The sequence below is a fragment of the Pseudomonas gebzensis genome (assembly GCF_034427815.1).
GTDB lineage: Bacteria > Pseudomonadota > Gammaproteobacteria > Pseudomonadales > Pseudomonadaceae > Aquipseudomonas.
This window is the reverse complement of the sequence record NZ_JAXQNS010000038.1, coordinates 1-764: the sequence shown is the minus strand read 5'-3', so window position 1 is coordinate 764 and position 764 is coordinate 1. Positions and strand designations below refer to the sequence as shown.

Here is a 764-nt window from a genome sequence, read left to right as displayed (position 1 = left end):
TGGATGCGCAAGGTCGATCTGCCAACGTTCTGCCAGAGCGGCAGCCTTGACCATGGTGGCCCCATCACCAACTTGGGGGCCAGCGTGTCGGACATCCTGGTCGAGGGCTGTCCTGCGCCGACCTTCACCAGCACGCTGCTACCCACTGAGGCCGCAGCCGAAGGCGGCCCGTTCAAGGCAACCTTTGAAGAGTGCCTGGTGCGTGGGCATGTTCCCGACCAGGACACGGCGCTGTTCGTCGCCCTGGACGACCCGCTGGCAATCATTGATGACCTGAGCATGAACCTGGCCGGCAGGCAGCTGGAATTGAGTCAATTCGACAGCCTTCATCAGCACCGGCTACAGAGTGCCACCGCCGTGATGACCCTGTGCGGCCTGGAAACCGATGAACTGATTCCGCCGTCGATCACCGATGCGGCCGGTCGGCAAGCCTATGTCGATGACCTCTACGAGCTGCTGCGCACACAGGACGAGATCGAACGCGGCAAGGATCTGGTCACGGCAAGTGAATACGCAATGGTCTCAATGGGCGCAACGGCGGCACTTGAATCAGCTCAGTCCACATTCCAAGCCAGGCACGGCCATCTGCCCGATCAGGAGAAATGGCAAACCGCTTTTGATAGCTGGAACAGCAGGCGCCTCTGGCGTGAGGATGTGAAGTTTGAAGAAGTACGGCAGTACTACGGGCAGACCAGCGTTGAAGCACTGCGGCTGCAAGAACACTGTACGCGTAGCGAACTGGACCTGATTTCCTGGCTGGACCG

The 764-nt window shown here is 60.2% G+C and carries 1 pseudogene; it reads left to right on the top strand.

The features are described 5' to 3' along the window. Positions 1–84: 84 nt before the first annotated feature. Positions 85–764, top strand: a pseudogene (locus tag SJI00_RS22360) (T6SS effector BTH_I2691 family protein); the annotation flags it as partial.